General features: G+C 64.4%; 1 protein-coding gene. It reads left to right on the top strand.

The annotated features are described in order from the left end of the window. Nucleotides 1-275, top strand: a 275-nt coding sequence (locus P3W75_RS14365; RefSeq protein ID WP_276228030.1) for a GTP-binding protein, incomplete at both ends; no start/stop codon positions are given.

The raw sequence follows: 275 nt of genomic DNA, 5'->3' as shown, positions 1-275 counted from the left end.
ACCAAGGTCTGCTCCGAGACCTGGGGTGGCTCCGCTCGCGCCTTCGACCAGATCGACAACGCGCCGGAAGAGAAAGCCCGCGGTATCACCATCAACACTTCGCACGTCGAATACGACTCGCCGGTACGCCACTACGCTCACGTAGACTGCCCGGGCCACGCCGACTACGTGAAGAACATGATCACCGGTGCTGCCCAGATGGACGGCGCGATCCTGGTTTGCTCGGCTGCTGACGGCCCCATGCCGCAGACCCGCGAGCACATCCTGCTGTCCCG

It is taken from the genome of Pseudomonas citronellolis, from assembly GCF_029335315.1.
GTDB classification, from domain to species: domain Bacteria; phylum Pseudomonadota; class Gammaproteobacteria; order Pseudomonadales; family Pseudomonadaceae; genus Pseudomonas; species Pseudomonas citronellolis_A.
The sequence above is the reverse complement of the archived record's forward strand: the minus strand, read 5'-3'. Positions and strand labels throughout refer to the sequence as shown.